Consider the following 14,812-nt stretch of genomic DNA (forward strand, 5'->3'; position numbering starts at 1 on the left):
GAGGCTGGAGAGGGCTCGGCGGGGTGGGGCATACCCCACTCCGTTCAGGCGGAGCGGCGGATGAGGAGCAGGGCGCGGTCGTCGTTGACGTCCTTGGCGACCTTCTCGATGAGGTGCCAGGCGGCGCCCTCCCAGCCGGCGGCGACGTAGCGGTCGGCCTCGCCGGTGAGGCGGTCGATGCCCTCGCTGAGCTCGCGGTCGGAGGTCTCGACGAGGCCGTCGGTGAAGAGCATCAGGACGTCGCCGGGGCGGAGGTTGCCGCGGGCGGGGATGAATTCGGCGCCGTCGTAGACACCGAGCAGCGGGCCCTCGCCGGACTTCTCCTGCCAGCGGCCGGTGCCCGCGGAGAGCTGGAGGGCGGGGAGGTGGCCGGCCGAGAGGAGTTCGTAGTCGCCGGTCTCCAGGTCGAGGACCAGGTGGATGGAGGTGGCGAAGCCCTCGTCCCAGTCCTGGCGGAGCAGGTAGCCGTTGGCGGCGGGCAGGAAGCCGTGCGGGGGGAGGGCGCCGAGGAGGCCGCCGAAGGCTCCGGAGAGGAGGAGGGCGCGGGAGCCCGCTTCCATGCCCTTGCCGGAGACGTCGGTCAGGACGATCTCCAGGGTGCGGCCGCCGTTGGTGCGGGCGGCGACGACGAAGTCGCCGGAGAAGGACTGGCCGCCGGCCGGGCGCAGGGCCATCTCGCGGTGCCAGCCGCGCGGCAGGCCGGGCAGTTTGCTCTGGACGCGGATCCGCTCGCGCAGGTCGAAGAGCATGGTGCCGCCGCGTCGCCAGGGCACGCCGACGCGGCTGCGGAACTGGGCGATGACCAGTCCGAAGAACCCACAGGCGGCGACGACGAGGACGGTTCCGGGGGTGACGCGCGCCGGGCCCTGGGTGTAGGGGCCGAGCACGACGGCCTCGACGATCAGCGCGGCCGCGGAGGCGGCGTACAGGCCGAGCAGGCTGGCGGGGCGCAGCAGCAGCCCGCCGGCCACGATCGGCAGGACGAGCGCCGAGGGCGAGAACCAGACGGGCAGCATCATCGTGCCGCAGGCGATGGCGGGGACGGTCAGGAGCAGCCCGGCGAAGGCGAGCCAGTCGGAGGCGTCGCCGCGAAAGTAGTCGACCGCCGATTTGCGCAGGGCGGTGCGGCCCCGGTGCGACAGCATGCGCATCCGGGCCATGAGGGATTCCACGCGTGCTCCGGCCATTGCTCCGGGACCCTATCCATCCTGGCTGTGGATGCGCAGGGGTACCCCCGGACCCGGGGCCCGTCGGCGCCCGAAAACACTTCGACCGGGACGGAATGCCCTGATAGGGATGGCCGTATGGCTCTTGAGATGCGCGTATTACAGGCTGATGAGTGGGATGTCTGGTACGACCACCTGGAACTGGCGTTCGGTGGTGTGCCCGAATCCCCCGAAGAGCGGAACCTCTACAGGGCGCTGACGGAAGCGGAGCGCTCGCTCGGTGTCTGGGACGGCGCCGCGTGCGTCGGCTCGGCCGGCGCCTTCAGCTTCCGGCTCTCCGTCCCGGGCGGGGCGGTCGTCCCCGCGGCCGGGGTCACGATGGTGGGCGTCTCCCCCACCCACCGCCGGCGCGGGGTGCTCAGCTCCCTGATGCGGCGGCAACTGGACGACATCCGGGCGGGTGGCGAGCCGATCGCCGTGCTGACGGCCTCGGATCCGGCGATCTACGGGCGGTTCGGTTACGGCACCGCGACGTACGCCCTGGAAGTGGACATCGACACGACCCGGGTACGGCTCTCCGTGCCGCCGGGGACGGACGAGGTGCGGCTGCGCCTCGTCGACCCGTCGGCGGCGCTGGCCGACTGCGAGCGGGTGTACGCGGCGCTGGTCCCGCGGCGGCCGGGCATGACGGCCCGGCAGCCGGGCTGGGAGGGGCAGGCGCTGCTGGACCCGCCCGGGATGCGCTCCGGTGCGTCACCGCTGAAGTGCGTGGTCGCCGAGCGGGCGGACGGCGAGGTGGTCGGGTACGCGCGCTACCGGGTGAAGGCCGACTGGAGCCGGTCCGGCTCGGACGGCAAGGTCGAGGTGAGCGACCTCGACGCGCTGGATCCGGCGGCGTGCGCGGCGCTGTGGCGCTTCCTCTTCTCGATCGACCTGACCTGGAGCGTACGGGCGTCCCGGCGGCCGGTGGACGATCCGGTGCTGCACCTGGTCACGGACATACGGCGGTCGCAGCCGCGGGTCCGGGACTCGCTGCACGTACGGCTGGTGGATCTGGCGGCGGCGCTGGAGGCGCGGACGTACGGGGCTCCGATGGACGTGGTCGTGGAGGTCGAGGACGTCTTCTGCCCGTGGAACGCGGGGCGGTGGCGGCTGGTCGCCGACGCCAAGGGCGCCGCCCGCTGCACGCGGACCGAGGAGCCGGCGGACCTGGAGCTGTCGGTCCGGGAGCTCGGCTCGGCGTACCTGGGCGGGGCCACCCTCGTCTCGCTCGCCGCGGCCGGCTTCGTGCGCGAGCTGCGCCCGGGCGCGCTGACGGAGGCCTCACGCGCCTTCGCCGGGGACGTGGCCCCGTGGCTGCCGCACGGCTTCTAGGTCCGGACGGGGCCTAGCGCTGCTGGCAGGCCGGGCACCAGAAGAGGTTGCGGGCGGCGAGATCGGCGGTGCGGATCTCGCCCCCGCAGATGTGGCAGGGCATGTTCGCCCTGCGGTAGACGTACACCTCGCCGCCGTGGTCGTCCACCCGCGGCGGTCGGCCCATCGCCTCGGGCAGGTGCTCGTCGCGGACGGTGTCGATGCGGTTGTTCCGTACGCCCTCGCGCATGAGGGCGGCCAGGTCCGCCCACATGGCGTCCCATTCGGCCCGGGTGAGGTCCTTGCCCGCGCGGTACGGGTCGATGCCGTGCCGGAAGAGGACCTCGGCGCGGTAGACGTTGCCGACGCCCGCGACGATCTTCTGGTCCATCAGCAGGGCGGCGACGGTGGTGCGGGAGCGGGAGATCCGCTTCCATGCCCGGTCGGGGTCGTCGTCCGGCCGCAGCGGGTCGGGGCCGAGCCGTTCGTGTATCGCCTTCTTCTCGCCCTCGCCGATCAGCGCGCAGGCGGTGGGCCCGCGCAGGTCGGCGTAGTGCTCCTCGTTCAGCAGCCGCAGCCGGACCGTGTCGGTCGCGGGCGGCGCCGGGGCGGGGCCGAAGCCGAGCTTGCCGAAGAGTCCGAGGTGGACGTGGATCCACGCGTCGCCCAGTTCGAGGAAGAGGTGCTTGCCGTGCGCTTCCGCGCTCTCCAGTGCGCGCCCGTCGAGCAGGGCCGCGCTCTCGGCGAAGCGGCCCTGGGGGCTGCTCACGCGGACCGGGCGGGCGGCGAACCGCTCGGTGTGGTCCTGGGCGAGGCGGTGGATCGTATGCCCCTCGGGCACGGCGGACTCCTGAGAAGAATGACCTGAGAAGAATGAAAAGGCCGTGCCACCCCCCGGAGGGAGCGGCACGGCCGGAAGCGGGATCAGCCCTGCGGGTGGTGGGCCGGAATCGGGGGGAGCTCGCCGGTCTGCTCGTAGGCGGAGAGCATGTCGATGCGGCGGGTGTGCCGCTCCTCGTCGGAGTACGGGGTCTTCAGGAAGGCGTCGACGAAGCTGACGACCTCTTCCTGGGTGTGCATGCGGCCGCCGACGGAGATGACGTTGGCGTTGTTGTGCTCGCGGCCCAGCTCGGCGGTCTGGACGCTCCACGCGAGGATGGCGCGGATGCCCTTGACCTTGTTCGCGGCGATCTGCTCGCCGTTGCCGGAGCCGCCGATCACGATGCCGAGGCTGCCGGCGTCCGCGGCGGTCTTCTCCGCGGCGCGGAGGCAGAACGGCGGGTAGTCGTCCACCGCGTCGTAGATGTGGGGCCCACAGTCGACGGGCTCGTGGCCGTTGTTCTTGAGCCAGTCCACCAGGTGGTTCTTGAGCTCAAAGCCGGCATGGTCGGATCCGAGGTACACGCGCATGGGACGAGTGTGGCACGAAGGGCTCGGACGACCCGCAGGGGGTGTCGCGTAAGTCACTTCTAAAGCTCAAGTAAACCCAAAGAGCGCAGATGGGACACGGCAGGACGTTGGTCCGGGACGTTCGTCCAAACGCAACGATCCGGATTGAGGTCTTCCGTCCTGCGTTCATCTCAGGTTTGAATGCCGGGGCTCGCAACCCGAGAACCTAAGGATCCGTCCATGAGCTCCACGACGACCCTCCAGAAGGAAGGCAACCCCACCGGTAACCCCGGTGAGGGCCAGCCCTCCGACGGTCTGAAGGCCGGTCTCAAGAACCGCCACCTGTCCATGATCGCCATCGGCGGCGTCATCGGCGCCGGCCTCTTCGTCGGCTCCGGTGGCGGCATCGCCAAGGCCGGTCCCGCCATCCTGATCTCCTACGCGCTGGTCGGCGCGATGGTCGTCTTCGTGATGCGGATGCTGGGCGAGATGGCCGCCGCCAGTCCGAACTCGGGCTCCTTCTCGGCCTACGCCGACCGCGCGCTCGGCCGCTGGGCCGGCTTCTCCATCGGCTGGCTCTACTGGTTCTTCTGGGTCGTCGTGCTCGCGGTGGAGGCCACCGCCGGTGCCGCCATCCTGGAGAGCTGGATCCCGGCCGTCCCGCAGTGGGGCTGGGCGCTGATCGTGATGGCGGTCCTGACCGTCACCAACCTCGGCTCGGTCGCCTCCTACGGTGAGTTCGAGTTCTGGTTCGCGGGCATCAAGGTCGTCGCCATCGGCGCGTTCGTGATCGTCGGCATGCTGGCCGTCTTCGGCCTGCTGCCGGGCTCGGACAACCCGGGCGCGGGCTTCGCGCACCTCACCGACGCGGGCGGGTTCTTCCCCAACGGCTACGGCGCGGTCCTCACCGGTGTGCTGATGGTCGTCTTCTCCTTCATGGGCAGCGAGATCGTCACCCTGGCGGCCGGCGAGTCGGAGAACCCCCGCAAGGCGGTCACCCGGGCCACCAACTCCGTCATCTGGCGGATCGGCGTCTTCTACCTCGGCTCGATCTTCATCGTGCTGACCCTGCTCCCGTGGAACGACAAGTCGATCACCGAGAAGGGCTCGTACGTCGCCGCCCTGGACTCGATCGGCATCGCGCACGCCGGCACGATCATGGAGGTCATCGTCCTGACCGCCGTGCTGTCCTGCCTGAACTCGGGCCTCTACACCGCCTCCCGCATGGCCTTCTCGCTCGGTGAGCGCGGTGACGCCCCCAAGGCGTTCGCCAAGGTCAACAAGAACGGTGTGCCGGTCGCCGCGATCCTGGGCTCCACGGTCTTCGGCTTCGTCGCCGTCTACTTCAACTACGCCTTCAAGGACACGGTCTTCAACTTCCTGCTGAACTCCTCGGGTGCCATCGCGCTCTTCGTCTGGCTGGTGATCTGCTTCACCCAGCTGAAGATGCGCGGCATCCTGGTCCGCGAGGCCCCGGAGAAGCTGACCGTGAAGATGTGGCTCTTCCCGTGGCTGACCTGGGCCACCGCCGCACTGATCATGTTCGTGATCGGCTACATGTTCGTGGACGACGCCAACCGCGAGGTCGTCACCCTGTCCACGCTGGTCGCCGGTGTCGTCGTGCTCGTCGGTGTGGTCCTGGACTTCCGCCGCAAGCGGGCCCTGCAGGGCTGATCGCACGTGCAGATACGCCGGAGCCCGGCCCGCCTTCATCAGGCGGGCCGGGCTCCGGCGCGTTCGGGGACCGCACAGCCGGGGACTGCTCGGCCGGGGACTGCTCAGCCGCGGCGGCCGACCAGCTTCCAGGCGGCCGGCAGGACGCCCATGGCCAGCGCGGCCTTGAGCGCGTCGCCGATCAGGAACGGGACCAGACCCTTGGCGACGGCGACACCGAGGGACATCCCGGTGACGGCCATCAGGTACGGCACGCCCACCGCGTAGATCACGGCCGAGCCGAGCACCATCGCGCCGGCCATGAGCAGGACCGAGCGGTCGGCGCCGCGCCGGGCGAGGGCGCCGACGAGGGTGGAGGCCAGCAGCATGCCGAGCACGTACCCGAAGGTCGCGCCGCCCGAGCCGGAGGCCCCGTCCGCGAACCACGGCACGCCCGCCATGCCGACCAGGGTGTAGAGGGCGAGCGAGAGGAAGCCGCGGCCGGCGCCGAGCGCGGTGCCGACGAGCAGCGCGGCGAAGGTCTGACCGGTGATCGGCGCGGCCAGGCCGTCGACGTGGACGGAGACCTGGGCGGCCAGCCCGGTCAGCGCGGCGCCGCCGGCGACGAGCGCGATGTCGCGGACGCGGCTCGCGGGCAGCAGATCGGCGAGGACGGCGCCGGGCCGGAGGGAGACGGAAGCAGTGCTCATGAGGGGCTCCGCGGGAGGGGGTGGGGGCAGGACGATCACCGACGTTAGTCCGCGGCCCCGCGCCGCCCCACCGCTGCCCGGGACAAAGCCCCACTCCCTCGATTGGTGGGGATCAGACAAAGCCCGCCCTCCTCCATCACGCCGGCGTGATCCTCATCACGAGGAACATCTGACAACACGTCCGTTTTGCACGGACGGTCGCCGCTCAGTGAGACTGTGGGGTCCCGCCAATCCAGTTGCGGAGCCCCCACCACCGCTGGGCCGAACGAGAGTACGAGCACCCCTCATGCGTGAGCCCCTGCACGACGCACCTCCCACGACGGGCGACCTGCCCGCGGAACCGCTGAGCCACAGCCTCAAGCAGCGCCACCTGACCATGCTGGGTCTGGGCGGCGTGATCGGCGCCGGTCTGTTCGTCGGCTCCGGAGCCGGCATCGGCATCGCCGGTCCCGCGATCATCTGCTCCTACCTGCTCGCGGGCGTCCTCGCGATGCTGGTGATGCGGGCGCTGGGCGAGATGTCGGCCGCGATGCCCGCCTCCGGCTCCTTCTCGGTCTACGCGGAGAAGGCGCTCGGCCGCTGGGCCGGTTTCTCGGCGGGCTGGCTGTACTGGTTCCTGCTGGTCGTGGTGCTGGCGGTGGAGGCCACCGGCGCGGCGAAGATCGCCAACGGCTGGGTGCCCGCCGTCGACCAATGGGTCTGGGTGCTGCTCTTCATGGTGGTCTTCACCGTGAGCAACCTGGCCGCGGTGAAGAACTTCGGCGAGTTCGAGTTCTGGTTCGCGGCCCTCAAGGTCGGCGCGATCGTGCTCTTCCTGATCCTCGCCACCCTCGCGATCTTCGGCGTCCTCCCGGACACCGATCCGGTCGGCATGGCCAACCTCACCGGCCACGGCGGCTTCTTCCCCGAGGGCTTCGGCGGAGTGATCGCCGGCATGCTCGCCGTGATCTTCGCCTTCGGCGGCCTGGAGGTCGTCACCATCGCGGCCGCCGAGTCGGACGACCCGGCGCGCTCGGTGTCCCGGGCGGTGCGCAGCGCGGTGTGGCGCATCCTCTTCTTCTACGTCGGCTCGATGCTGGTCATCGTGACCCTGCTGCCGTGGGACTCGCTGGAGCCGGGCCAGAGCCCGTACGTGGCCGTCCTCGACTCGATCGGCATCCCGGGGGCCGGTCAGATCATGAACGTCGTGGTGTTCGTGGCCCTGCTGTCGGCGCTGAACGCGAACCTGTACGGGTCCTCGCGCATGGTGTTCTCGCTGGCCGAGCGCGGTGAGGCGCCGAAGTCGCTGCTGAAGGTGTCGGGCGGCGGCGTGCCGCGGCGCGCGGTGTTCGCCTCGGTGGCCTTCGGCTTCGTGTCGGTGGTGCTGAACCTGCTGTGGCCGGACACGATCTTCCTCTACATGCTCAACGCGGTCGGCGCGGTGCTGCTGTTCGTGTGGGCGCTGATCGCGGTCTCCCAGCTGAGGCTGCGCCGGATCATCGAGCGGGACATGCCGGAGCGGCTGACCCTGCCGATGTGGCTGTTCCCGTACGCGACCTGGGCGGCGCTGATCGGGATGGCGGCGGTGCTGGTCCTGATGCTGTTCGACGACTCGGCCCGGCCGCAGCTCCTGTGGTCCACGGGCGCGGCGGTCCTCGTCCTCGTGGTGGCCTTCGTACGGGAGCGGCGCACCACGAAGCCCTGACCGGCCAGCAGCCCACGGCTCAAGACCCGTGCGAAGGCCCCCCGCGCACCCGGCGCGGGGGGCCTTCGCGCGTCAGGTGCGCAGGTACGAGGCTCCGTTGACGTCGAGCACGGTGCCCGAGCTCCAGCGCGCGGCGGGCGAGGCCAAGTGCAGCACGGCGGCGGCGACCTCCTGCGGGGTGCCGACCCGGCCGAAGGGGCTCTGCGCCCGGATCAGCTCACCCTCCTTCCCTTCGAGCCGCCCGGCGACCCGCTCAGTGGCCACGAAACCGGGCGCCACTGAGGCCACGGCGATGCCGTGCGGGGCCAGGGAGACGGCGAGGGACTGGCCGAGTGCGTGCAGGGCTGCCTTGGTGGCGCCGTAGGCGGGGTGGTCGGGCTCGCCGCGGAACGCCCCGCGCGAGCCGATGTTGACGACGCGGCCCTCCCGCCGGCCGGCGATCATGTGGTGGGTGACGCGGTGGGTGAGGTTGGCCGGGGCGAAGAGGTTCACGGCGGCCGTCTGCCGCCAGGCCTCCTGCCAGTCGGCGTACGAGGTCGTGGGCAGCGGGTGCGGGACCATCACGGCGGCGTTGTTCACGAGGACGTCGATGCCGCCGAGCGCCTCCTCGGTCTCGGCCGCGAGGGCTTCGGCGCGTGCCGGGTCGGCGAGGTCGCCGCTGACGAGGACGTGGCCCTCGCCCGGCAGGTCCGCGAGGGTGCGCTCGGCGTCCGGTTGCCGGACCGTGCAGTGCACCGCCACCCTGTCGCCCCGCTCGGCGAAGGCCGTGGCGATGGCCCGCCCGATGCCCCGTGAGGCCCCGGTGACGAGCACCCCCCGGCCCGTGGCGGCCAGTTCCCGTATGCCGTGGTCCATTCGTTCGTCCACCGGTCCCCCTGTCGTCGCGTCACCCTCGTCCTGTCGGCAGCGTACGGGGATGATCACGGCCGGTCATCCGGCTGTCCGCATATCGGACGTCGATCTTCCGAAGATCGGACAGAAGTGAGACTGGGGCACCTCATCACGTCCCCCCGCACACCGGACAGGCACACCCCCATGAGTCAGAGCACCCTGACACCCCCCGAACCGCCGCGGACCGACGCCGGATCCCCCCTCGGCAAGGCTCAAGCAGCGCCACCTCTCGATGATCGCCCTCGGCGGGGTGATCGGCGCCGGGCTCTTCGTCGGCTCCGGGGCCGGCATCGCCGCCGCCGGCCCCTCGATCGTGCTCGCGTACGCCGCGTCCGGGCTGCTCGTGATGTTCGTGATGCGGATGCTCGGCGAGATGTCCGCCGCCAACCCCGCCTCCGGGTCCTTCTCGGTCCACGCGGAGCGGGCGATCGGCCCGTGGGCCGGATTCACCGCCGGCTGGATGTTCTGGATCCTGCTGTGCGTGGGCGTGGCCATCGAGGCCATCGGCGCGGCGCACATCATGACGGGCTGGTTCCCGGGCACCCCGTCCTGGGTGTGGGTGCTCGTCTTCATGGCGGTGTTCTGCGGCTCGAACCTGGCCGCCGTCTCGAACTTCGGCGAGTTCGAGTTCTGGTTCGCCGCCCTCAAGATCGGCGCGATCGGGCTCTTCCTGGGCCTGGGCGTCCTGGCCGTCCTCGGCCTGCTGCCCGGCACCTCCTCCCCCGGTACCGCCAACCTGCTCCACGACGGCGGCCTGCTGCCCCACGGCGTGGACGGCCTGCTGGTCGGACTGCTGGCCTCGGTCGTCGCGTACGGCGGGCTGGAGACGGTGACCATCGCGGCCGCCGAGTCCGAGAACCCCGTGGCGGGCGTGGCCAAGGCCGTGCGGACCACCATGTGGCGGATCGCGATCGTCTACGTCGGCTCCATGCTGGTCATCGTCACCCTGCTGCCGTGGAACGACCCGGCCGTCACGGCGGACGGCCCGTACGCCGCCACCCTGAGCCACCTGGGCATCCCGGCCGCCGGCGAGATCATGAACGTGGTCATCCTGATCGCCCTGATGTCCGCGATGAACGCCAACATCTACGGCTCCTCGCGCATGGCCTACTCCCTCGTCTCCCGCGGCCAGGGCCCCAAGGCGCTGGGCAAGGTCTCCGGCGGGGTGCCGCGCCGGGCGGTGCTCGCCTCCTGCGGCTTCGGCTTCGTCACCGTGCTGCTCTCGTACTGGTACCCGGACACCCTGTTCGCCTGGCTGCTGAACATGGTCGGCGGGGTCATCCTGATCGTCTGGGGCTTCATCGCGGTCTCGCAGTTCGTGCTGCGCCGGCGGCTGGAGCGGAAGGCCCCCGAGAAGCTCGTCGTGAAGATGTGGGGCTTCCCGTACCTGACCTGGGTGGCCCTGGCCGGGGTGGCGGGGGTGCTGGTCCTGATGGCACTGGGCGAGGACACCCGGGTCCAGGTGGTCTTCACCGGCGGGCTGACCGTCGCCCTCGCGGTGACCGGCCGGGTCATGCAGAACCGTGCCGTGCGGCGCCGGGCGGCCGCCACCCGCTGACGGCTCCTCGACCACAGGTGGGCCCCGTGCGTTCGCACGGGCCCCACCTGTGTTGTACAGAGGCAACCCTTACGTGTGAGGCGGAATAGATACTGCTAGCGTGCAGTTGCACATTGATTGCAATAAGGGATTGGCACGCCGAGGGGACCGGATCACACGCATGGCCATCTACACGCTTCCTGATCTTCCGTACGACTACGCGGCGCTGGAGCCGGTGATCAACCCGCAGATCATCGAGCTGCACCACGACAAGCACCACGCGGCCTACGTCACGGGCGCCAACAACACGCTGGAACAGCTGGCGGAGGCGCGCGACAAGGAGAACTGGGGCGCGCTCAACGGCCTCGAGAAGAACCTCGCGTTCCACCTCTCCGGCCACATCCTGCACAGCATCTACTGGCACAACATGGCCAGCCCGAAGACCGGTGAGGGCGGCGGCGAGCCCACGGCGGCCGACGGCCTGGGCGACCTGACCGACGCGATCACCGAGTCCTTCGGCTCCTTCGCGAAGTTCAAGAAGCAGCTGACCTTCGCCTCCTCCGCCACCCAGGGCTCCGGCTGGGGCGTGCTCGCGTACGAGCCCGTCAGCGGCCGCCTGGTCGTCGAGCAGGTCTACGACCACCAGGGCAACGTGGGCGTGGCCAGCACCCCGATCCTGGTCTTCGACGCCTGGGAGCACGCCTTCTACCTGCAGTACAAGAACCAGAAGGTGGACTTCATCGAGGCGATGTGGAACGTCGTCAACTGGCAGGACGTGGCCAGGCGCTACGCCGACGCCAAGGCGAACACCCCGCTGCTGATCCCCGCCAAGGGCTGATCGCACACCGCAAAGCCCTCCCCCAGCCTTCGGCCGGGAGGTGCCCCCAGCCTCGTGATCGTCTTCTCAAACATCACCTGCGGGGCATGTAGAGCGGAAGACCCCCGCGAGGACGTGACTCGCGGGGGTCTTCTGTGCGTACCGGCAGGTCCTACTCGAACGACGGGCCCTTGGTGCGGGTCCGCTTGATCTCGTAGAAGCCCGGGGTGGAGGCGACGAGCAGGGTGCCGTCCCACAGCCGGGCGGCGGCGTCGCCGCGCGGGGTCGGGGTGACGACCGGGCCGAAGAAGGCCACGTCGCCCTCGGCGCCCGGAACGGAGATCACCGGGGTGCCGACCTCCTGGCCCACGCGGTCGATGCCGTCGTTGTGGGAGGCCCGCAGCACCTCGTCGTACTCGTCCGAGTCGGCGTACGCGAGCAGCTCGGCCGGCAGGCCGACCTCGGCCAGCGCCTCGGCGATCACCTCGCGGGTCGGGCCCTTCTCGTCGTTGTGGATGCGGGTGCCGAGCGCGGTGTACAGCTTGCCGGTGACCTCCTCACCGTGCTTCTGCTGGGCCGCTATCACCACGCGCACCGGAGCCCAGCCCTTGGGGCCGAGCAGCTCGCGGTAGGTCTCGGGCAGCTCGTCGAGCTTGTTCTCGTTGAGAACGGCAAGGCTCATCACGTGCCAGCGGACCTCGACGTCGCGGACCTTCTCGACCTCGACCATCCAGCGGGACGTCATCCAGGCCCAAGGGCAGAGCGGGTCGAACCAGAAGTCGACCGGGGTCTTCTCGCGCACCTGGGTCTCGGTCATGTCTCTCCTCGGTCTCGTCTCAGTCGGAAAAAGGGCATCACTGGCGCATGTTCTCCGAGGCCAACCAGGACGCCGCCGCACGCATTCCCCTCGTGCGAGGATTCGACACAAGAACGCGATCACGCACGAAGGAGTGCACGTGCCCGGTGAGAATCTGTCCCGCGACGAGGCCCGTGAGCGGGCCGAACTGCTGTCCGTCGACGGGTACGAGGTGGTCCTCGACATCACGTCCGCGGTGGACGAGGCCGAACCGGCCGAGGGCCCACGGACCTTCCGTTCGGTGACGACGATCCGCTTCCGGGCCGCGGCCGCCGGCAGCTCCACCTTCGCGGACCTGATCGCCCCCTCGGTGAACGCCGTGACCCTGAACGGGCGGCCGCTGGAGGTGGCCGCCGTGTTCGACGGGGCGCGGATCGCTCTGGACGGCCTGGCCGCCGAGAACGTCCTGGTGGTGGACGCGAACTGCGCGTACAGCCGGACCGGCGAGGGCCTCCACCGCTTCGTGGACCCGGAGGACGGCGAGGTCTACCTCTACACCCAGTACGAGCCGGCCGACGCGCGGCGGGTGTACGCGAACTTCGAGCAGCCCGACCTGAAGGCGCCCTACCGCTTCGAGGTGGCCGCCCCCGAGGGCTGGCAGGTGTGGAGCAACGGCGCGGAGGAGTCGCGGGAGGCCGGGGTCTGGCGGTTCGCCGAGACCCAGCCGATCTCCACGTACATCACGTGCGTGGTGGCGGGCCCCTACCACTACGTCACGGACACCTACACGCGCGGGGACCTGACCATCCCGCTGGGCGCGATGTGCCGCAAGGGCCTGGCGAAGCACTTCGACGCGGACGACGTCTTCCTGGTCACCAAGCAGGGCTTCGACCTCTTCCACGAGATCTTCGACTACCCGTACCCCTTCGGGAAGTACGACCAGGCCTTCGTGCCGGAGTACAACCTGGGCGCGATGGAGAACCCGGGGATGGTGACCTTCCGGGAGGAGTACATCTTCCGCGGCAAGGTCACGCAGGCCTCGTACGAGCGGCGCGCGAACGTCATCCTGCACGAGATGGCCCACATGTGGTTCGGCGACCTCGTCACCATGAAGTGGTGGGACGACCTGTGGCTGAAGGAGTCCTTCGCGGACTTCATGGGCTCCTTCGGGCTCGTCGAGGCCACCCGCTTCGACCAGGCGTGGGTCACCTTCGCCAACAACCGCAAGGCGTGGGCCTACCGCGCCGACCAGCTGCCGTCCACGCACCCGATCACGGCCGACATCCGTGACCTGGAGGACGCGAAGCTGAACTTCGACGGCATCACCTACGCCAAGGGCGCGGCGGTGCTGAAGCAGCTCGTGGCGTACGTGGGCCGGGAGGCGTTCCTGGAGGGCGCGCGGCGGTACTTCAAGGCCAACGCGTACGGGAACACCACCCTGGACGACCTGCTGTCGGTGCTCGCCGAGGTCTCCGGGCGGGACATGGCCGAGTGGTCGCGGGCGTGGCTGCAGACGGCGGGCGTGAACGCCCTCGCCCCGGTGGTGACGTACGACGCCGGCGGGCGCGTGACGGAGCTGGCGGTCGTGCAGGAGGGCGACGAGCTGCGGCCGCACCGGGTCGCGGTGGGCCTGTACCGGCTGGAGTCCGACGGATCGCTGGTCCGCTACGCGCGGGCCGACGCGGACGTCTCGGGCGCGCGGACCGTGATCGCCGAGCTGGCGGGCACGGAGCGGCCCGACCTGGTCCTGGTCAACGACGAGGACCTCACCTACTGCAAGATCCGTTTCGACGAGGGCTCGCTGGCCACGCTGCGGGCCCACCTGGGCGACCTGACCGACCCGCTCGCCCGCGCGCTCAGCTGGTCGGCGCTGTGGAACCTGACGCGGGACGGCCTGATGCCGGCGCGCGACTTCGTCCAGCTGGTCCTGGCGCACGCGGGCCGGGAGACGGACGTCGGCGTCCTGCAGCAGTTGCACGCGCAGGCCCTGACCTCGGTCACCCACTACGCGGCACCGGACTGGCGCGAGCAGGGCGGCCGGGACCTGGCGGCGGGTGCGCTGCACGAGCTGCGGCTGGCGGCGCCGGGGTCGGAGCACCAGCTGACCTGGGCCCGCTTCTTCGCGGCGAGCGCGGCCACGGAGGGCGACTTCCAGCTGCTGCTGGGGCTGCTGGAGGGCTCGGCGCGGATCGACGGGCTGGACGTGGACCAGGAGCTGCGCTGGGACTTCCTGCTGCCGCTGGCCGCGCACGGGGTGGTCGACGAGGCGGTGCTCGCCGCCGAACTGGCGCGCGACGACACGGCGTCGGGCAAGCGGCACCAGGTGCGGTGCCTGGCGGCGCGCCCGTCGGAGGCCGTGAAGGACCAGGCGTGGGCGGCGGTCGTCGAATCGGACGCGCTGTCCAACGCGCTGGTGGAGGCGACGATCGCGGGCATGCAGCAGTCCTCGCAGCGGGGCCTGCTGGCGGCTTACGCGGGGCGCTACTTCGAGGTGATCGAGCGGGTGTGGGCGGACCGCTCGATCCAGATCGCGATGGATGTGGTGAAAGGTCTGTACCCGTCGCTGCAGGGCGACTCGGCCACGCTCGACGCCACTGACGCATGGCTCGCCGCGCACGTCTCGGCTCCGCCGGCGCTGCGCCGTCTGGTCGTCGAAGCCCGCGACGACCTGGCCAGGGCCCTTGCCGCGCAGCGGTGCGACGCGACGGCAGGCAACTAGCCTGCGGGGGGGGGGGGGGGGGGGGGGGGGGGGGGGGGGGGGGGGGGGGGGGGGGGGGGGGGGGGGGGGGGGGGGGGGGGGGGGGGGGGGGGGGGGG

12 protein-coding genes are annotated in these 14,812 nt (G+C 70.9%); 6 read left to right on the forward strand and 6 right to left on the reverse strand.

Annotation, left to right across the window (positions count from 1 at the left end; all coding sequences use genetic code 11):
* Window positions 1–44: 44 nt before the first annotated feature.
* Window positions 45–1,187, reverse strand: a complete 1,143-nt coding sequence (locus ACZ4VT_RS25315) for a SpoIIE family protein phosphatase (protein ID WP_467952918.1) — start codon at window positions 1,185–1,187, stop codon at window positions 45–47.
* Window positions 1,188–1,304: 117 nt separating this feature from the next.
* Here ACZ4VT_RS25315 and ACZ4VT_RS25320 point away from each other — a divergent pair, with 117 nt between their 5' ends.
* Window positions 1,305–2,540, forward strand: coding sequence for a GNAT family N-acetyltransferase (locus tag ACZ4VT_RS25320; RefSeq protein WP_467952920.1), 1,236 nt, complete (start codon window positions 1,305–1,307; stop codon window positions 2,538–2,540).
* A 13-nt stretch (window positions 2,541–2,553) separates the two neighbouring features.
* Here the strand turns inward: ACZ4VT_RS25320 and ACZ4VT_RS25325 are convergent, their stop codons facing one another.
* Window positions 2,554–3,360 (reverse strand): Fpg/Nei family DNA glycosylase, encoded by an 807-nt coding sequence (locus tag ACZ4VT_RS25325; protein ID WP_467952922.1) that lies wholly within the window; start codon window positions 3,358–3,360, stop codon window positions 2,554–2,556.
* An 83-nt stretch (window positions 3,361–3,443) separates the two neighbouring features.
* A complete protein-coding gene (locus tag ACZ4VT_RS25330; RefSeq protein ID WP_362815213.1) occupies window positions 3,444–3,929 on the reverse strand; it encodes a ribose-5-phosphate isomerase in 486 nt (161 codons plus the stop codon).
* A 219-nt stretch (window positions 3,930–4,148) separates the two neighbouring features.
* On the opposite strand from ACZ4VT_RS25330, the gene ACZ4VT_RS25335 reads away from it, so the two are divergent.
* Window positions 4,149–5,582: an amino acid permease gene (locus ACZ4VT_RS25335; protein WP_467952925.1), complete on the forward strand. Its 1,434-nt coding sequence runs from the start codon at window positions 4,149–4,151 to the stop codon at window positions 5,580–5,582.
* A 104-nt stretch (window positions 5,583–5,686) separates the two neighbouring features.
* Here the strand turns inward: ACZ4VT_RS25335 and ACZ4VT_RS25340 are convergent, their stop codons facing one another.
* Complete coding sequence (locus ACZ4VT_RS25340; RefSeq protein ID WP_467952927.1) at window positions 5,687–6,271, reverse strand: biotin transporter BioY; 585 nt, start codon at window positions 6,269–6,271, stop codon at window positions 5,687–5,689.
* Window positions 6,272–6,557: 286 nt separating this feature from the next.
* On the opposite strand from ACZ4VT_RS25340, the gene ACZ4VT_RS25345 reads away from it, so the two are divergent.
* Entirely contained in the window at window positions 6,558–7,955 is a 1,398-nt protein-coding gene (locus tag ACZ4VT_RS25345; protein WP_467952929.1) for an amino acid permease, read from the forward strand.
* Between the two features lie 72 nt (window positions 7,956–8,027).
* Here ACZ4VT_RS25345 and ACZ4VT_RS25350 read toward each other — a convergent pair whose 3' ends face one another.
* Complete coding sequence (locus ACZ4VT_RS25350; RefSeq protein WP_467952942.1) at window positions 8,028–8,810, reverse strand: SDR family NAD(P)-dependent oxidoreductase; 783 nt, start codon at window positions 8,808–8,810, stop codon at window positions 8,028–8,030.
* A gap of 268 nt (window positions 8,811–9,078) precedes the next feature.
* On the opposite strand from ACZ4VT_RS25350, the gene ACZ4VT_RS25355 reads away from it, so the two are divergent.
* Window positions 9,079–10,404, forward strand: coding sequence for an amino acid permease (locus ACZ4VT_RS25355; RefSeq protein ID WP_467952931.1), 1,326 nt, complete (start codon window positions 9,079–9,081; stop codon window positions 10,402–10,404).
* Window positions 10,405–10,564: 160 nt separating this feature from the next.
* Entirely contained in the window at window positions 10,565–11,221 is a 657-nt protein-coding gene (locus ACZ4VT_RS25360; protein ID WP_467952933.1) for a superoxide dismutase, read from the forward strand.
* Window positions 11,222–11,372: 151 nt separating this feature from the next.
* Here the strand turns inward: ACZ4VT_RS25360 and ACZ4VT_RS25365 are convergent, their stop codons facing one another.
* Window positions 11,373–12,017, reverse strand: a complete 645-nt coding sequence (locus ACZ4VT_RS25365) for a mycothiol-dependent nitroreductase Rv2466c family protein (protein ID WP_362852633.1) — start codon at window positions 12,015–12,017, stop codon at window positions 11,373–11,375.
* A gap of 139 nt (window positions 12,018–12,156) precedes the next feature.
* Between ACZ4VT_RS25365 and pepN the strand changes: the two genes are divergently transcribed.
* Complete coding sequence (gene pepN / locus ACZ4VT_RS25370) at window positions 12,157–14,715, forward strand: aminopeptidase N (RefSeq protein ID WP_467952935.1); 2,559 nt, start codon at window positions 12,157–12,159, stop codon at window positions 14,713–14,715.
* The last annotated feature ends 97 nt before the right edge of the window (window positions 14,716–14,812 follow it).

The organism is Streptomyces sp. NPDC029164 (assembly GCF_055563995.1).